Annotated in this window: 13 protein-coding genes; all 13 read right to left on the bottom strand. The window is 38.1% G+C overall.

The features are described from left to right. Window positions 1–65: 65 nt before the first annotated feature. Entirely contained in the window at window positions 66–1,358 is a 1,293-nt protein-coding gene (locus IGJ90_RS00065) for an adenylosuccinate synthase (protein WP_002359213.1), read from the bottom strand. A 237-nt stretch (window positions 1,359–1,595) separates the two neighbouring features. Next, on the bottom strand, window positions 1,596–2,963 hold the full coding sequence (dnaB, locus tag IGJ90_RS00060; protein WP_002381331.1) for a replicative DNA helicase: 1,368 nt from the start codon (window positions 2,961–2,963) through the stop codon (window positions 1,596–1,598). 272 nt (window positions 2,964–3,235) lie between these two features. Continuing rightward, complete coding sequence (rplI, locus tag IGJ90_RS00055; protein WP_002356023.1) at window positions 3,236–3,688, bottom strand: 50S ribosomal protein L9; 453 nt, start codon at window positions 3,686–3,688, stop codon at window positions 3,236–3,238. A gap of 5 nt (window positions 3,689–3,693) precedes the next feature. Next, entirely contained in the window at window positions 3,694–5,670 is a 1,977-nt protein-coding gene (locus tag IGJ90_RS00050) for a DHH family phosphoesterase (protein ID WP_025186719.1), read from the bottom strand. A 206-nt stretch (window positions 5,671–5,876) separates the two neighbouring features. Further along, entirely contained in the window at window positions 5,877–6,116 is a 240-nt protein-coding gene (rpsR, locus tag IGJ90_RS00045; protein ID WP_002356021.1) for a 30S ribosomal protein S18, read from the bottom strand. Between the two features lie 25 nt (window positions 6,117–6,141). Continuing rightward, the gene (gene ssb, locus IGJ90_RS00040; RefSeq protein ID WP_002364599.1) at window positions 6,142–6,708 is read right to left on the bottom strand and encodes a single-stranded DNA-binding protein; all 567 of its coding nucleotides are present in this window, start codon (window positions 6,706–6,708) and stop codon (window positions 6,142–6,144) included. Between the two features lie 44 nt (window positions 6,709–6,752). Beyond that, window positions 6,753–7,055: a 30S ribosomal protein S6 gene (gene rpsF, locus IGJ90_RS00035; protein ID WP_002356019.1), complete on the bottom strand. Its 303-nt coding sequence runs from the start codon at window positions 7,053–7,055 to the stop codon at window positions 6,753–6,755. Window positions 7,056–7,229: 174 nt separating this feature from the next. Next, window positions 7,230–9,731 carry a DNA gyrase subunit A gene (gene gyrA / locus IGJ90_RS00030; protein ID WP_002367552.1) on the bottom strand — a complete coding sequence of 834 codons (2,502 nt, stop codon included), beginning with the start codon at window positions 9,729–9,731 and terminating at the stop codon, window positions 7,230–7,232. Window positions 9,732–9,786: 55 nt separating this feature from the next. Next, complete coding sequence (gene gyrB / locus IGJ90_RS00025) at window positions 9,787–11,736, bottom strand: DNA topoisomerase (ATP-hydrolyzing) subunit B (protein WP_002359210.1); 1,950 nt, start codon at window positions 11,734–11,736, stop codon at window positions 9,787–9,789. Beyond that, window positions 11,733–12,860 (bottom strand): DNA replication/repair protein RecF, encoded by a 1,128-nt coding sequence (recF, locus tag IGJ90_RS00020; protein WP_002356016.1) that lies wholly within the window; start codon window positions 12,858–12,860, stop codon window positions 11,733–11,735. Before recF ends, gyrB begins: the two co-directional genes overlap by 4 nt. Beyond that, window positions 12,847–13,092 (bottom strand): S4 domain-containing protein YaaA, encoded by a 246-nt coding sequence (yaaA, locus tag IGJ90_RS00015; RefSeq protein ID WP_002356015.1) that lies wholly within the window; start codon window positions 13,090–13,092, stop codon window positions 12,847–12,849. The genes recF and yaaA overlap by 14 nt, the downstream gene beginning before the upstream one ends. A gap of 579 nt (window positions 13,093–13,671) precedes the next feature. Further along, complete coding sequence (gene dnaN / locus IGJ90_RS00010) at window positions 13,672–14,802, bottom strand: DNA polymerase III subunit beta (RefSeq protein WP_002356014.1); 1,131 nt, start codon at window positions 14,800–14,802, stop codon at window positions 13,672–13,674. Window positions 14,803–15,003: 201 nt separating this feature from the next. Continuing rightward, the gene (gene dnaA / locus IGJ90_RS00005) at window positions 15,004–16,347 is read right to left on the bottom strand and encodes a chromosomal replication initiator protein DnaA (protein WP_002356013.1); all 1,344 of its coding nucleotides are present in this window, start codon (window positions 16,345–16,347) and stop codon (window positions 15,004–15,006) included.

Here is a 16,347-nt window from a genome sequence, read left to right as displayed (position 1 = left end):
AATTAAAAAAGAACGTAAAGGCTGAATTGGCATAAGCCATCCTTTACGTTCCCTTAAAAATCTGCTTAAATTTGTGCCCAAACGCTTTCTAAAACGTTCGTTTGGTTACGGTCTGGACCTACAGAGAATGTTGAAATGCGCACACCAACTAATTCTGAAATCCGATGCACATAGTTACGAGCATTAGCTGGTAAATCAGCTAAAGTTTTGCAACCAGTGATATCTTCAGACCAACCTGGTAATTCTTCATAAACTGGTTTACAGCGGCTTAATTCTTTCAAGCTTGCTGGATAATGATAAATTAATTCACCATCAAGTTCATAAGCTGTACAAATTTTCACCGTTTCTAAACCACTTAACACGTCAATCGAGTTTAATGACAAGTTTGTAATCCCTGATACACGTTTTGAATGACGCATAACTACTGAATCAAACCAACCGACACGACGCGGACGTCCTGTTGTTGTTCCGTATTCTTTACCGACACGACGAATGGTTTCTCCTGTTTCATCAAATAATTCTGTTGGGAATGGGCCGTCACCGACACGTGAAGTGTACGCTTTGCAGACACCAACCACTTTATTAATTTTTGATGGACCAACGCCACTACCGATAGTTACGCCACCAGCTACTGGATTAGAGGAAGTAACAAATGGATAGGTTCCTTGATCGATATCCAACATGACACCTTGTGCCCCTTCAAATAAAACCCGTTTCCCAGCATCTAATGCATCGTTTAAAATAACCGAAGTATCTGTAACATATTGTTTAATTTGTTGTCCGTATTCATAGTATTCTTCAAAAATATCATCAAATTCAATGGCTTCGCTATCAAACATTTTAACGAATTGACGATTTTTTTCTTCTAAGTTAATTTGCAAACGTTCCGCAAAAATTTCTTTATCCAATAAATCAGCGATACGGATTCCCACCCGTGCTGCTTTATCCATGTAGGCTGGGCCAATTCCTTTAATCGTTGTCCCAATCTTGTTTTCACCTTTCGCATCTTCTTGCAATTGATCCAATTTAATATGATACGGCAAGATGACATGGGCACGATCTGAAATACGTAAATTATCAGTGGCAACATTATTTTCTTTTAAATAAGCTAATTCTTTTACTAAAGATTTTGGATTCACAACTACGCCGTTACCAATTACACTAATTTTTTCTTTATAGAAAATCCCTGAAGGAATTAAATGTAATTTATACGTTACGCCGTCGAATTTAATGGTATGTCCGGCGTTATCTCCGCCTTGGTAACGAGCGATCACTTCTGCGTTTTCACTTAGAAAGTCTGTAATTTTTCCTTTACCTTCGTCGCCCCATTGCGTTCCAACAACTACTACTGATGACATTCGAACACCTCGTTCATAATTTTTTTGTCCTGAATCATTGTACCAGTAAAACCAGTCCCTTTCAAGGGTAAAAATCGAATATTCTTTCACAATCAAAAGCGTTTCTGTCAAAAATACGAACATTTTTAGTTATGTTTTTGTAAAATAATAAAATATACGAATATTGTTCGTGTTTTACTCTCTGATTTTAATCCCTTAATAAGCAAAAAAACGAACTCAAAAAATGAGTTCGTTTTTTTAAAATTCTGTCCTCGGCGAAAGCGAAGAAAATTTATTATATTCTTTAATGAAAAGTAATTCGACCGTTCCACGCGCACCACTACGGTTTTTCTCAATGATGACTTCTACAACATTGTCAACTTCTGGTGGCTCATGATCGCCGTCTTCTCCTTCACCACGATCATAGTAATCATCACGATAAAGAAAGGCAACGATATCGGCATCTTGCTCAATGGAACCTGACTCACGAATATCACTTAACACAGGACGTTTATCTTGACGTTGTTCCACGCCACGAGAAAGCTGTGACAAAGCGATAACTGGGACTTTTAACTCTTTCGCTAATTTTTTTAATTGACGTGAAATATCAGAAACCTCCTGTTGGCGGTTCTCTTTTCCAGTTCCTTCAATCAATTGTAGGTAGTCGATCAAAATTAGACCTAAGTTGCCTTTTTCTTGTGCTAATTTACGACATTTCGCACGAATTTCGGTAATTTTAATCCCTGGTGTGTCATCAATATAGATATTCGCACGGGACAAACTACCCATCGCAATAATTAAGTTTTGCCATTCTTCTTCAGATAATTGCCCTGTTCTTAAATGGCTGGCCTCAATGGATCCTTCTGCACAAAGCATCCGGTTCACTAATGATTCTGCCCCCATTTCTAAACTAAAAATAGCGACAGCTTTATCTGTTTTGGTGCCGACATTTTGGGCAATATTTAATGCAAAAGCGGTTTTCCCTACCGCTGGACGGGCCGCTAGAATGATTAGCTCTTCCGCTTGCAAGCCAGCAGTCATTTTATCCAATGCTTGATAGCCTGTAGGTAAACCAGTAATCTCTTCATCATTTTGGTATAATTGGTCAATATTCGCAATAGTTGTATTTAGAACATCTGAAATTGATAAAAAGCCACTACGATTCCGCTTTTCGGAGACTTCTAAAATGCTTCGTTCTGCATCATCCAAAATAGATTCAACATCTTCACCTTGCTCAAAGCCTTTAGTTACAATCTCTGTAGCGGTTTGGATTAAGTTGCGCAGCAACGATTTTTGTTCAACAATTTTTGCATAATAAATGACATTGGCAGCTGTCGGTACAGCTAAAGCTAAATCTGACAGATAACTTAGTCCGCCAACATCTTCTAACAAATTCTCTTGTTCTAGGCGATCTTTGATTGTTACCACATCAATCGCTTCATTTCGGTCGCTTAAGGTCATCATCGTTTGGAAAATCAACTGATGACTACGACGATAGAAATCTTTAGGTTCCACATATTCCATCGCTTCTATTAGCACATCTGCATCTAAGAAAATAGAACCTAAAACGGCTTGTTCCGCTTCAATATTTTGTGGCGGTACCCTATCTTGCAATAATTCATTCATTTTGTTCTCTCCCACGATGTCTTACTTTCTGGTTCATTTAGTCTATCCATTTTAACACAATTTCATTAAAAAAAGTACATTTTTTCTCTGCTGATTTCTCTATTTTTAGTTCACTTTCCAATTTTTAAAAATATATAATTAATAAAAATATAATATTTTTATTAATTTAAAATGTTGTGCATTTGATTTCCAAACGTCATAAAAATAATTACTGTAATTTATTTGATATAAAAAAGAAGCCGGAGAAATCGGCTTCTTTTTTATCGATTGTATTATTCCGCTACGACATGAACCTTAATTTTCGCTGTAACTTCATGATGTAGTTTGACTGGTACGTTAGTGTAACCTAGAGAACGAATTGGGTTGGCTAATTCGATTTTGCGTTTATCCAATTTTACATTGTATTGTTTATTTAAGGCTTCTGCAATTTGTTTTGAAGGAATTGAGCCAAATAAACGGCTATCTTCTCCAGCTTTTGCCTTGATCTCTACAACAGTCTTTTCATCTTCTAAAAAGGCTTGCATTTCTTTTGCTTGTGCTAAAACTTCTGCTTCATGTTTTTCTTGGGCTTTCTTTTGACCCGCTAATGCACTCATGCTCCCTTTATTGGCTTCTTTCGCATAACCATTTTTAATTAAAAAGTTTTGGGCGTAACCAGTTGGCACTTCTTTTACGTCCCCTTTTTTTCCTTTTCCTTTAACGTCTTGTAAAAAAATGACTTTCATTTCCTTCACTCCTGTTCATACATTTCATTAATATTTTGACGAATTACATCAAGTAGTTGCTCTTTTACTTCTGCTACTGTTACGTTTGATAATTGTACTGCCGCATTAGTAAAGTGACCGCCACCACCTAAATTTTCCATAATAATTTGGACATTAATTGAACCATTACTCCGAGCACTAATGCCAATCTGTTGATCCGTCCGCCTGGTAATGACAAATGCTGCATTAATCCCTGCCATAGAAAGTAATGTGTCCGCTGTTTTGGCAGCTGTGACACTATCATATTCTTTGTCTTCACTCCCTGCAACAACGACGGTATCTTTTGTGACATATTCGCTTTTAGAGATTAAATTGTTCATTTCCAGATAGCTTGTAAGATCAGAACTTAATAGATATTGTACTAAAGATGAGTCTGCTCCACAAGTTCGTAAATAACTAGCCACATCAAATGTTCGCGCCGTCGTTCGTGTATTGAAACTTTTCGTATCAACCACAATTCCCGCCAACATCATGGTTGCTTCAAAGGCCTGCAGTTTATTTGCGCTATTACTTTGGTATTCGATCAATTCTGTGACTAATTCTGAAGCAGAAGAGGCAGAAGATTCAATATAAGAAAGCAAGGGTTTTGCTGGAAATTCGTCTCCTCGTCGATGGTGATCAATGATTACTACTTTATCAAAACGCTCATAGAGCTCTTGTGAGATCGATAGAGACGGTTTATGGTAATCTACCATAACTAATAAGCTACTTTCTTTCTTGCGCTTCATGGCCTCTTTAGGACTAATAATACGCTCTTCTAATTCTGGGTACTCTTTAATCGCCTCTAACACTCTTTTGACATCGGGAATGATTTCATTTTCATCTAAAACAATCCACGCTTTTCGATTATTAAACGAGGCTAAACGAGCAACACCAAATGCTGAACCTAACGCATCCATATCTGGATAACGATGGCCCATAATATAGATGTCAGCAGATTCCGCAATAATTCCCTTAATTGCCATGCTCATTGCGCGAGAACGTACTTGGGAACGTTTCGTCGTTACTGCCGTTTTTCCACCAAAAAATAACGGCTTCGCTTCATCTTTGGCTTCTTTTACAACCACTTGATCACCACCACGAACTAAAGCTGTATCTAGGTTTGTTTGAGCCGTGGTCCCGGTTTGATCTAATGTTGGCCCCCCATAAGCAATCCCCATACTTAACGTAATGGCTACTTCATGGTTAGCTGATTCCTTACGGATCGTATCCAAAATAGAAAATTTTTCGTCCATCATTTTTTGAATATCTTCCCATTGGGCAATGAAAAAATAACGTTCTGCGTTGATTCGCTTATAAAAAACTTTGTATTGGTCCATCCAATCAGAAACCATCGTTGTAATGAAACTATTCAAATAAGAAATTTCTTTCTCATCCATTGTATCGGTGACATCATCATAATTATCGACAGACACAATGCCAATAGCCGTTTGCATTTCGACTTTTTCTTGATACAAATTACTTTCTTTAGTGATATCTTCAAAAGTAATTGTATGTTGTTCTTTATTGACGCTAAAGCGATAGGTATTTTCGTCAATCGTAAAAATATCTTGGTTTCGTTCTGCTAATTCTAAATAAGACGTAACTTGGCTAGCGGTTAACGTTAGCTGATTGTCTTTATTAAAAATAGAAGCAGCATAAGGATTAAGCCATTCTACCGCGCGTGTTTCCCCGTTATACGTAATAATCCCCACAGGTACTTCATTTACAACATAATCCAACGATTGTTCAGCAATGGAACTTGCTTCTTGAATCTTTTCTACGTTTGTAATTTCTACATCTCTAATCAACAGCCGAATAACCACTAAGAGAAAGATATCTAATGCGATAATTACCGCCAATAGCAGCCATTTATTTGTTAGTAAGAAATAGAGGAGAAATTCTACTAAGAGAAGACCCACAACAATTAAGAAACCGTTTTTTTGAATTCTCTTCTTTTGCATTTTTTTTGCCTCCAATCTTTCTGCAGACCTTTGAGGCGACTTGTTCCAACGAGCATATTGCTCTGGTGATTCACTAGTTATTTCATCCTTTATTTTATCACAAAACACTTCATTCTGCGAACCTTGTTATGTTTCACGTGAAACACTAGTCAAGATAAAAAAAGAACCAAAGAGCAAGCTCTTTGGTTCTGGAAATTGTCATAAAATTATTGTTCGTCACTAACGAATGGTAATAATCCCATGATACGTGCGCGTTTAATAGCAATCGTTAATTTACGTTGGTTTTTAGCGCCAGTACCTGTAACACGACGTGGTAAAATTTTGCCACGTTCTGAAATGAATCGTTTTAACAATTCAGTATCTTTATAGTCGATGTATTCGATGTGGTTTGCTGCGATATAGTCGACTTTCCGACGTTTACGTCCGCCTCTTCTTTGTTGTGCCATTCTTGTTCCCTCCTATCAAATTCGTTTAGAATGGTAAATCATCATCTGAAATGTCGATAGATGAACCTGAGCCACCAAATGGATCAGAATCTTTATCGAAATCAGGCATACCGTTATTGTTTTGCGACTGAGAAGATGATGGATTGAAACTATTGTTGTTGTTATTAAATCCAGAACCGGCATTGTTATTACCAAAGCTACGATTTTGTGATTGATAACCATTTTCGTTGTTATTAAAGCTACCGCCGCCAGTTCCTCTTTGTTCTGAAGCAGAACGAGATTCTAACAATTGGAAGTTTTCACAAACCACTTCAGTTACGTAGACACGTTGACCTTGTTGGTTCTCGTAGTTACGAGTTTGAATTCTTCCGACAACACCTAATAATGTACCTTTACGGGCATAATTAGCCATTGTTTCTGCGGGTTTACGCCAAATCACACAGTTGATAAAGTCTGCTTCACGGTCACCATTTTGATTCGTAAAGTTACGGTTTACAGCAAGTGTAAAGGTCGCAACAGCTGAACCACTAGCGGTGTAACGTAAGTCAGGATCTTTTGTCAATCTTCCGACTAATACAACGTTATTAATCATTCAAAACATCTCCTTTCGTCAATAAATGTTTCATGTGAAACAAATTATGCTTCTACCTTCACGATCATATGACGGATAATATCGTCATTGATTTTTGCTAAACGATCAAACTCGTTGATTGCGCCAGCTGTTGATGGAGAAGTAACATTAACGATATGATAGATGCCTTCACGGAATCCGTTCATTTCATATGCTAAGCGGCGTTTTTCCCAATCTTTAGATTCGATAACTTCTGCTCCGTTATCTTTTAAGATTGTGTCGAAACGTTCTACTAAAGCAGTTTTTGCTTCTTCATCAATGTTCGGACGAATAATGTACATGATTTCGTACTTCGTATCTTGACTCATTGATTTTCACCTCCCTATGGACTTCAAGGCTCTTAGTTGGCTAAGAGCAAGGAGAACATACCTAAAAAGGTAGTTCACAATCTCTAATTATATGCTAATTGATGGACAAAAGCAAGAAATAGTTTTGAAAAGCCCCAATAAAAAAGTTTCGCCAGTTGGCGAAACTTTTTTATGTTATTCTTCTGTTTCTGATGTTGTTTCGTTTTCTGTTGTTTCTACAACTTCAACGATTTCTTCTTCCACTTCTTCTGGTTCTACAACAGCCATTGTTACCACTTTGGCACCATCTTCCATTCTCATTAAACGAACCCCTAATGTTGCGCGTCCTGTTTGAGAAACAGAATCAACGTTAAAGCGGATAATGACGCCTTTGTTCGTAATCAATAAGATATCTTCATCCCCATTGACCGTGGTTAAACCAGCTAATGGACCATTTTTCTCAGTGATATTTGCTGTCTTAATCCCTTTACCGCCACGTCCTTTAACTGGATATTCAGAAGCTTTTGTACGCTTACCATAACCATTTTCAGTAATGACTAGGACTTCTTTATTTTCATCCAGAATCGCTGCGCCGACCACATAATCATTTTCGCGGAGACGGATTCCCCGAACGCCTGATGCTGTCCGGCCCATATCACGTACAGTATTTTCATCAAATGTGACAGAGTATCCTGCATGTGTTCCGATAATCATCTTCTGATTGCCATTAGTCGTTACTACGTTAACTAACTCATCATCTTCTTTTAAGCTAATGGCGATTAATCCATTACTACGGATATTAGAAAAGGCTGTTACGGCTGTCCGTTTGACGGTTCCTTTTAAGGTTGTGAAGAACAAGTATTTACCTGCTTCCGCTTTGCCCTCAACAGAAATAATCGCTTGAATTTTTTCTGCAGAATCAATTCCCAGTAAGTTAATCACTGGAATTCCTTTTGCTGTTCTACCGTATTCAGGGATTTCGTAACCTTTTGCTCGGTAAACTTTCCCAGTGTTCGTAAAGAATAATAACGTGTCGTGTGTTGAGCAAGAAACTAGGTTTTTCACGAAATCATCATCATGAACGCCCATGCCTTGGACACCACGTCCGCCGCGGCGTTGCGCCCGGAATTCGGAGTTTGCCATCCGCTTAATGTAGCCGTTATTGGTTAACGTAATCACGACTTCTTCTTCTTCGATTAAATCTTCATCTTCAAGACTTAAGACTTCACCTACTAATAATTCTGTGCGTCGTGCATCACCAAATTTTGTGCGAACGTCATTTAACTCTGTTTTAATGATTTCAATGACGCGTTCTGGGCGGGCTAAAATGTCCTCTAAGTCCGCAATGAATATCAATAGCTCTTGATATTCATTTTCAATTTTATCGCGTTCTAAGCCTGTTAAACGGCGTAAACGCATATCTAAAATCGCTTGCGCTTGACGATCTGAAAATTCAAAGCGTTCAATTAACGTTGCTTTTGCTTCGTCATCTGATTGTGACCCACGGATAATGGCAATGATTTCATCGATATGATCTAAGGCAATTCGTAGACCTTCTAAAATATGCGCCCGTGCTTCTGCTTTGTTTTTGTCAAAAATCGTCCGGCGAGTAATGACTTCTTTTTGATGCTCGACGTAGTTTTCTAAAATACGTTTCAAGCTTAAAATTTTCGGTACGCCTTTTTCAATGGCTAACATGTTAAAACCAAAAGATGTTTGTAAGGCAGTCATTTTGTACAAGTTGTTTAACACAACAGAGGCACTCACATCTCGACGAACATCGATGACAATCCGCATGCCTTCACGAGAAGATTCATCCCGCAAATCAGTAATTCCTTCAATTCGTTTATCTCTGTGTAATTCAGAAATTCGTTCGATTAATTTGGCTTTATTCACCATATAAGGCAATTCAGTTACTAAAATACGTTCTTTTCCATTCGGCATTTCAGTCAATTCAACTTTTGCACGAACTGTAATCGAACCTTTCCCCGTTTCATATGCTCGGCGAATCCCTGATTTCCCCATCACTAAACCGCCTGTTGGAAAATCTGGTCCAGGTAACACTTCCATCAATTCATTCGTCGTTACATCAGGATTGTCCATCAATAAACTTGTTGCATCAATCACTTCACTTAAATTGTGTGGTGGAATATTTGTTGCCATCCCCACCGCAATCCCCGTTGTTCCGTTAACTAGTAAGTTTGGAAAACGAGCAGGTAAAACTACTGGTTCTTGTTCTGAATCATCATAGTTTCCTTGGAAATCGACTGTATTTTTGTTAATATCTCGTAGCATTTCTAAAGCAATTTTACTCATACGTGCTTCGGTATAACGCATAGCGGCAGCGCCGTCACCATCGACAGAACCGAAGTTTCCGTGGCCGTCAACTAACATAGCCCGATAACTAAAAGGTTGTGCCATCCGCACCATTGATTCGTAAATCGCACTGTCCCCATGGGGGTGATATTTACCCATAACATCCCCAACAATCCGGGCTGATTTTTTGTGTGGTTTATCAGGGGTTACCCCTAATTCGTTCATTCCATATAAGATTCGGCGATGAACAGGTTTTAAACCGTCACGAACGTCAGGTAACGCGCGGGCTACGATAACACTCATTGCGTAGTCAATGAAAGATTCTTTCATTTCGCTGGTCAGATTGACGTCTTGAATGTTTTCTTTAATTTCTTCACTCATGAATTTTTTCCCCTCTAAATATATGTTCTAGCGTCTCTTACAACGTTGCGACACATTAAATATCCAAGTTTTTCACGTAATGGGCATTTTCTTCGATAAACGCACGACGTGGTTCCACACGATCGCCCATTAGCATTTCAAAAATTTGGTCAGCTTCAATGGCATCATCGACACTCACTCGCGCCATTAATCGTTTTTCTGGGTCCATTGTTGTTTCCCAAAGTTGGTGATCATCCATTTCACCCAACCCTTTGTAACGTTGAACACTTGGTTTTGGTGAAGCAGGTAATTCTTCTAACACTTTTGCTAGTTCCTCTTCAGCATGTTTGCCCGGTTGAACGTAGGTGATGTTTTTCCCTTGTTTCACACCATATAGTGGTGGTTGGGCAATATACACATAACCAGCTTCAACAATTGGCCGCATGAAGCGATAGAACAAGGTTAATAACAACGTTCGAATATGCGCACCATCGACATCGGCATCGGTCATAATCACTAGTTTGTGATAACGTGCTTTAGAAACATCGAAATCTTCGCCGAAGCCTGTTCCCATAGCTGTAAATAATGACCGAATTTCTTCATTGGCTAAAATTTTATCCATGCTGGCTTTCTCGACATTCAAGATTTTCCCACGAATTGGTAAAATGGCTTGGAATTCACGGCTGCGGCCTTGTTTTGCTGAACCGCCGGCCGAGTCTCCTTCGACGATAAATAATTCGCATTTTTCCGGATCTTTACTTGAGCAATCAGCCAGCTTCCCTGGCAAGTTGCTAATTTCTAACGCGCCTTTACGACGGGTGACTTCACGGGCTCTTTTAGCGGCTAAACGAGCTTTTGAGGCCAACATACCTTTTTCGACAATTTGTTTGCCGACTGTTGGATTTTCCATTAAGAATTTTGTAAAGTATTCTGAGAATAAACGATCCGTAACGGTCCGTACTTCTGAGTTCCCTAATTTCGTTTTGGTTTGTCCTTCAAATTGAGGATCTGGATGTTTGATGGAAACCACTGCGGTTAAACCTTCACGAACATCTTCCCCAGTTAATTTTTCATCGTTTTCTTTCATCAATTTTTGTTTACGTGCATAGTCATTAATCACACGTGTTAAAGAAGTTTTAAAACCAGATTCATGCGTTCCGCCTTCATAAGTATGAATATTGTTGGCAAAACTTAAAATATTTGAGTGGTAGCCATCTGTATACTGCATTGACACTTCCACTGTAATATCTTGTTGCTCTCCTTCAATGAAGATTGGCTCTGGGAAAATAACGTCTTTATTGGCATTTAAATGCTCAACATAACTCTTAATCCCGCCTTCATAGTGATACTCTTTTTTATCTTCTTGTCCTTCACGACGGTCTTCAATTGAAATGTGTAAGCCTCGATTTAAAAAGGCTAATTCACGAACCCGTGTTGCTAATTTATCAAAATCATAAACGGTTGTTTCTGTAAAAATTTCAGGATCTGGAATAAAGTGAACAGTAGTTCCGTGACGATCCGTTTCTTCGATAACTTTTAGGTCATCAACAACCGCACCACGACGATATTCTTGGTAATACACTTTGCCATCTTTATAAACACGAACATCTAAACTGGTCGATAAAGCATTAACAACAGAGGAACCAACACCGTGCAAGCCACCTGATACTTTATAGCCGCCACCGCCAAATTTCCCGCCGGCATGTAGCACTGTAAACACTGTTTCCACAGCTGGGCGACCTGTTTTGGCTTGAATCCCGACTGGAATTCCACGACCATCATCGATAACAGTAATACTATCGTCTGGTTCGATAATTACTTGAATTGATTTAGCAAATCCTGCTAAGGCTTCGTCGATAGAGTTGTCAACGATTTCCCATACTAAGTGGTGTAACCCTTCGCCACTAGTAGAACCTATGTACATACCAGGACGTTTCCGGACAGCTTCTAAGCCCTCCAAAACTTGAATCTGACTAGCGTCATATTCTTGCGCACGTTCTCTCATGTTTTTTTCTTCTTCTGTCATGTCGCTGAATTCCTTTCTATCTTGCCTTGTTGAACATAAAAAATATCTGGTTCAACTGTTAGCTTGTCTTTTATGTGATCTAAACTAGTTGTCGTTAAGAACGTTTGAACTTTGCCTTCAATCGTTTCTAACAAGTGAATTTGACGTTCATTATCTAATTCACTCATGACATCATCTAGTAATAACACAGGATATTCTCCTGTTTCTGAATGCATCAAATCAATCTCTGCCAATTTAATACTTAAAGCTGTCGTTCGCTGTTGGCCTTGTGAGCCATACGTTTGAACATTTTGACCATTGACAATAAACAGCAAATCGTCACGATGAGGGCCTAAAAAAGTATTCGCTTTAAACAATTCACGCTTACGATTGTTCATTAATTGTTGGAGCAATTGATTTTGAAGTGCTTCTAAGGAAAGATCCGTGTTGTCAATTGGGATGCTTGATGCGTAGTCAATGGTGAGCGTTTCGCGTCCATGACTAATTTTTTGATGGAGTAAGTTTGCCCAGTGTTCTAATTTTTTAAGAAAACCTAACCGAGCGTATAGAACTTTCCCGCCAAATTCAGCTAGCTGCTCTGTCAAAATATCCAGATAAACAGTATCTGTTTGTTTCTTTTCAGCTAGTTGTTTTAGGTATTGGTTCCGTTGCTTTAAAACAGACTGATATTGGACAAGATCATAAAGATAAATAGGACTCACTTGTCCGAGTTCCATGTCAATAAATTTCCGGCGGACTTGAGGTGAGCCTTTCACCAAAGATAAATCTTCTGGGGCAAATAAAATAACATTCAGTTGCCCAATGTACGCACTGAGCCTTTTTTGCTCAATGTGGTTAACCTTGGTTTTACGTCCTTTGTTGGAAATTAAAATTTCCAACGGTACGGTGCCTGTCTTTTTTTCAACCACGCCGCTAATTTTAGCTGCTGCTTGCTCCCAGCCAATTAATTCTTTTTCATTGCTGGTTCGATGACTTCGTGTCATTGCTAGAACATAAATGCTTTCTAACAAGTTGGTTTTTCCTTGGGCGTTTTCGCCTAAAAAAAGATTTAACGTTTTTGGAAAATCTAAGCTGACTGTTTCATAATTACGATAATGCTGAAGTGTCAGCTCATTCAGCCGCATCGTCGGACTCGTTTCCGTTTTTCACCATAAAAAAAGTACCTTCTTCAGGTATCTCAATCATCATGCCCGCATAAAGTTTCCGTCCGCGACGATTTTCCAACTCGCCATCAACAAACACGCTATTGTCTGCCAAATACCATTTGGCTTGGCCGCCACTACCAATGACGTTGATTTCTTTAAGAAACTGACCAAGCGTTATATACTCAGTTGCTAAAACAAACGTTTTTTTCAATGTGCATCCCTCTTTTTTCTAATACGTTCTCATATATATTATACCCTTTTTCATAAGAGAAAACAAATTTATCTGTCTAATTTTCATTCTAAGCAATTTTAATTCTAAATGACCGAAAATATTATTAGGATAAAAAAACTCTTAAAAAGCATTTTAAAACGGAAATTGATATTTTCTTGAGAAAAAAGGGGCCTGATTTGGCAGAAATGACGAGTAGCGTTTAACTAAAAAACAATTAGGGGTAACTCAAAGACAAACGAAGAGGGCGCGCAATGAAGAAAAGTAGCTTGTAGAGGTCTGAGCGTCGTTTTAAGCAACGTAAACTTCTTTCACTAGGAAATATTCATAAAAAAATGAACAGCCCTTAAACGAAAAATTAAAGGGCTTTTTTCTTTATCCACGAAAAAAAAGGCAGAATTTATTCGTCAAACGATAGTTCAAACATTCACAATTATATTAGCGTAAAAGCTATTCTAGTTATAAAAAGCTTATCTAGCAGCGTTTATCGGCTTTAAACAGACGACAAAAAAGAACCTTCGGCGATCATAGTGATTTTCCGAAGGTCTTTTTTAAACATGATTAATTTGTACGAACCGGTGTAATTAGTTGAATGAAATCTAGTTCTGTTTCGGTTGGCTCCAATGTAAACGGACGAATTGGAGAAAGGAATTTCACGGTAATATTCATATCGCCAAACGCTCGCAACGCATCTTTCATATAATCTGGGTTGAAAGAAATATCCAACGCTTCACCAGAAACATTTTCATAGTTTAAAGCTTCTTCGACTTTTCCAATTTCAGGTGAATTTCCATATAAAACAACAGAGTCTGGTGAAATTGAAAGGCGAACAATATTGTTACGTCCTTCATGAGAAAGTAAAGAGGCACGTTCGATTGCTGAAAGCAATTCTGGTACATAAAATTCAATTTGCGTGTTATGGCTAGTTGGAATTAAACGGTTGGTATCAGGATAATTTCCTTCTAACAAACGAGAATAGAAGTACATTGTTTCTGTTTTAAATAGCACTTGGTTTTCCATAATGCTGATTTCAACCATTTCTTCTTCATTGGTTAATGAACGAGAAAGTTCAGTTAAACTTTTTCCTGGAATTACAATGTTAAAGTCTTCTACTGCTTGTTCTGTCGGGATCACACGTTGACTTAAACGATGTGAATCTGTCGCAACGGCAAGTAATTTTTGATTTTCTAAAATAAAGTGAACCCCAGTTAAAATTGGACGACTTTCGTGCATCGAGACAGCAAAACCTGTTTCACTAATAATTTTTGTCAATAAATGAACAGGTAATTTCATTTGGTTTTGAGTATCAATTACTGGTAAGTGCGGATAATTGTCAGCATCTAATCCATTAACCGTAAAATCAGCTTTTCCTGAAGTAATTGCAACTTGATTGTTATCTAGAACTTCCATTGTGAACATATCTTCTGGTAATTTACGAATAATTTCGCCAAAGAAACGAGATTGTAAAACGATGCTACCTGTGCGTTCAATGGTCATTTGAGCTTTTTCATCGTCTTTACTTAAAAAACTTTCAATTGAAATATCCGCGTTACTCCCAGTAAGTGATAAGCCATCTTCTGATAACACAATTTTAACACCTGTTAAGATTGGAATCGTTGTTTTAGAAGAAATTGCTCGTTGAACAGTTTGTAATTCTTGTAAAAAGACACTTCGTTTGACCGTTAATTTCATAATGTAAACTCCTTTTTAAGTATTTTCAATACGTTCTAATTTTGTACGCCACTGTTTTGTATATTATATATAAATAAATAATAAAAGTAATAGGGCATGTTGATTCTGTGGAAAAGTCAAAAGAGCATTGATTTTACTAAGTTATCCACTTGTGCATAAGTTGTGGATAACTTTGTTCTTTTTTGTTTAGTTTTCCACATCCTAAGAGTTCAATAAATTTTTAATTTCACTGACTTCTTTTTGAATCGCTGGATCTTTTTCCAATAATTGCTGAATCTTTTCGTGCGCATGAATCACCGTTGTATGATCTTTGCCGCCAAATTCGGCACCAATTTTTGGCAAGGAATTGTCGGTCATTTCTCTAGCAAGATACATTGAGATTTGACGAGGAACCACAATTGTTTTCACCCGTTTTTTCCCTTTTAAATCTTTAAGAGGCACATGATAATATTTGGATACTTCTTCTTGAATTTGTAAGATGGACAATTGATTTTTACTACCAACTGATTTTAGAGATTTCAAGGCGTCCGCCGCTAAACTAGTGGTAATATCTTCTCCATTAATAGTTGCAAAGGCTTGAACACGGACCAAAGCACCCTCTAATTCACGGATGTTGGAATCAATTTGACCAGCGATATAACTTAGTGTATCATCCGGAATTTCTAAACGCTCGGCATCTGCTTTTTTGCGCAAAATTGCAATCCGTGTTTCTAAATCAGGCGGGGTGATATCGACAGACAAACCCCAAGCAAAGCGAGAAACTAATCGTTCAGGTAATTTTGGAATATCATTCGGCGGGCGATCACTTGTTAAAACAATTTGTTTATTTTCATTGTAAAGATCGTTGAAGGTATGGAAAAATTCTTCCAATGTTGCTTCTTTTTCCGCCAAAAATTGAATATCATCGACTAATAATAAGTCAACATTGCGATATTCTTTCCGAAATTGTTCGGATGTCTTTGTTTGAATTGAGTTGATAAATTCATTCGTAAACGTTTCGCTACTAACATATTTGACTTTGGCATCTGGTTGATTCACTAACATTTGATGACCAATAGCATGCATCAAATGGGTTTTCCCTAACCCTACACCACCATAGAAGAAAAGGGGATTGTAAATCGAACCAGGATCCTCGGCAACAACAAGCGCTGCAGCGTGCGCCATTTGGTTTCCTTTACCAATAACGAAGGTGTCGAAAGTGTACTTAGGATTAAGCATCGCTTTTTTACTTTGTTCACTAAAAACAACTTCTTCTTCGGCAGGTTCTTCGAGTTCTTGTGCCAGTGCTGCGTCTTTTTCATCGGCAACAACAAAATGGGGCATCACTTCTGCACCGGTCAATTTAAATCCAGTTTCGACAATTTTTGCCGAAAGATTTTTTTCCCAGTAATCACGATGAACTGCAGAAGGGACTTCTAGCCACAATTGATTGTTGTCTAATTTCAAAGGGCGTGTGGTTTTAATCCAAGCATCAAAACTTGGCGCCGACAAAATCGCTTGATAGGCTTCTTCAAGGCTATGCCAAAAACTTTCCACGTCGGGCAT

Source organism: Enterococcus sp. AZ129, from assembly GCF_051714505.1.
GTDB classification, from domain to species: domain Bacteria; phylum Bacillota; class Bacilli; order Lactobacillales; family Enterococcaceae; genus Enterococcus; species Enterococcus faecalis.
Note: the sequence above shows the minus strand (reverse complement) of the source record. Positions and strands in the feature narration are given on the sequence as shown.